This is a genomic window from Arhodomonas sp. KWT, from assembly GCF_010993615.1.
The window spans coordinates 1-2,282 of sequence record NZ_WNXE01000312.1 but is presented as its reverse complement, the minus strand read 5'-3'; the positions used below and the strand labels follow the sequence as shown (position 1 = coordinate 2,282).

2 protein-coding genes are annotated in these 2,282 nt (G+C 68.9%); one reads left to right on the top strand and one right to left on the bottom strand.

The features are described from left to right. The coding region (locus G7A99_RS18305; protein ID WP_163142877.1) for an acetoacetate--CoA ligase at positions 1 to 1,770 on the top strand (1,770 nt) is incomplete at its 5' end. Positions 1,771 to 1,901: 131 nt separating this feature from the next. Here G7A99_RS18305 and G7A99_RS18300 read toward each other — a convergent pair. After that, the coding region (locus G7A99_RS18300) for an AEC family transporter (protein WP_205599915.1) at positions 1,902 to 2,282 on the bottom strand (381 nt) is incomplete at its 5' end.

Sequence of the window (2,282 nt, the reverse complement as noted above, 5' to 3'; positions counted from 1 at the left end):
GCACCGTACGAGCAGGTGCTCGGCGCCCGGGAGATGCCCGGCGCGGAGTGGTTCCCCGGGGCGCGGCTGAACTTCGCCGAGAACCTGCTCCGCGAGGCGCTGCACGGCGATCCGTCGAAGGTGGCGATCACCGAGATCTCCGAGACCCGGCCGCGTCAGCAGCTCACCTACGGCGAGCTCCTCGGCGAGGTCGCGGGGCTGCAGCGCTTCCTCCGCGAGCAGGGTGTCGGCCCCGGCGACCGGGTCGCCGGCATCGTCGCCAACACCTCCGAGGCGGTGATCGGCATGCTCGCGACCACCGCGCTCGGCGCGATCTGGTCGTCCGCCTCCCCGGACTTCGGGGCCAACGGCATCTACGACCGTTTCGGCCAGATCGAGCCCAAGGTGCTGATCGCCGTCAACGGCTACGGCTACAACGGCAAGACCTTCGCCCGTCTCGAGCAGATCGCGGAGCTGCGCGAGCGCATTCCCTCGATCCGGTGCGCGGTGGTCATCTCCAACCTGCCCGAGGAGCCGATCCCGGACGACGCCGGTGTGGTGTCCTGGGACGCCGCGCTCAGCGAGGGCCGCGGTGGTGAGGTGCACTTCGAGCAGGTGGCCTTCGACCACCCCATCGTGATCGTCTACTCCTCCGGGACCACGGGCGCGCCGAAGTGCATCGTCCATGGTGGCGGTGGCGTGCTGCTCCAGCACAGCAAGGAGCTGATGCTCCACGGCGACGTCAAGCGCGACGACACTTTCTTCTACTTCACCACCACCGGCTGGATGATGTGGAACTGGCTGGCGTCAGGACTGGTTACCGGCGCGGAACTGGTGCTCTTCGACGGCTCGCCGGGCTATCCCAATCTGGACGTGCTCTGGGCGATGGCCGAGCGCGAGGGACTGACCCATTTCGGCACCAGCGCCAAGTTCATCGGCGGGTGCCGCAACAAGGGGCTGCACCCGGGCGAGGATCACGACCTCTCCAACCTGCGGGTCGTCTTCTCCACCGGTTCGCCGCTGCTGCCCGAGGACTACGATTACGTCTACGAGCACATCAGCCCGGAGGTCCTGCTGGGCTCCATCTCCGGTGGCACGGACATCCTCTCCTGCTTCGTCGGCGCCTGCCCGATCCTCCCGGTCCGCCGCGGCGAGATCCAGTGCGCGATGCTCGGCATGGACGTGAAGGCGTTCAACGAGGACGGCGAGCAGGTCATCGACGAACGCGGCGAGCTGGTCTGCACCCAGCCCACGCCGAGCATGCCGGTGCAGTTCTGGAACGACCCGGACTTCGCCCGCTACCGCGGGGCCTATTTCGAGACCTTCCCCGGTGTCTGGGCCCACGGCGACTTCATCAGCTTCAGCGAGACCGGCGGCTGCGTCATCCATGGCCGCTCGGACGCGACGCTCAATCCGGGCGGCGTGCGCATCGGCACGGCCGAGATCTACCGGCAGGTCGAGACCATCGACGAGATCGCCGACAGCATCGTCGTCGGTCAGCCGTGGAACGGCGATGTCCGCGTGGTGCTGATGCTGGTGATGAACGAGGGCCAGGCGCTCACCGACGAGCTGCAGCGCAAGATCCGCAGCCGCGTCCGCGAGGGGGCGAGCCCGCGCCACGTGCCGGCGAAGATTGTCGCCGTCGACCAGATCCCCTACACCCGCAGCGGCAAGAAGGTGGAGCTGGCGGTGACCAAGATCCTGCGGGGCGACACCGTCAACAACCGCGAGGCGCTGGCGAATCCGGAGTCCCTGGACGAGATCGCCGCCATCGACGAGCTCTTCGGCTGAGGCGGGAATCCTGCGCGAGCCCGGGCGGCGTATCCCCGCGCCGCCCGGCCCCTCCCCCTTCCTCTCTGCCTTGACGGACCGCCGATGACACGAGCGGCGGCGTGGGTCGCCCCGCCGGAGGTGCGAACGCCCTAGGGCAGCGCGAAGTACAGCACCGCCGGGATGACACCCAGCGACATCAGGTTGCCCAGGGCGACGATGGAGGCCACCGCCTGGGGCTCCTGGTCGTAGTGCTCGGAGAGCATGTAGTTGAGCACCGCCGGTGGCAGTGCGCCGAAGACCAGCAGCATCCCGGCCACCGGCTGCGGCGGCTGGAAGATCAGCACCCACGGCACCGCGATGGCCAGCCCGGTCACCGGTGCCATCAGCGCGCCACCGATGCCGATGCGCCAGTACGAGAGGTCCACCTCCGTGAGGCGGATCCCCAGCGCGACGAGCATCAGCGGGATCGCCACGTTGCCGAGCATCTCCACCCCCGGGAGTACCAGGTCCGGCAGGTGCCAGCCCAGCGA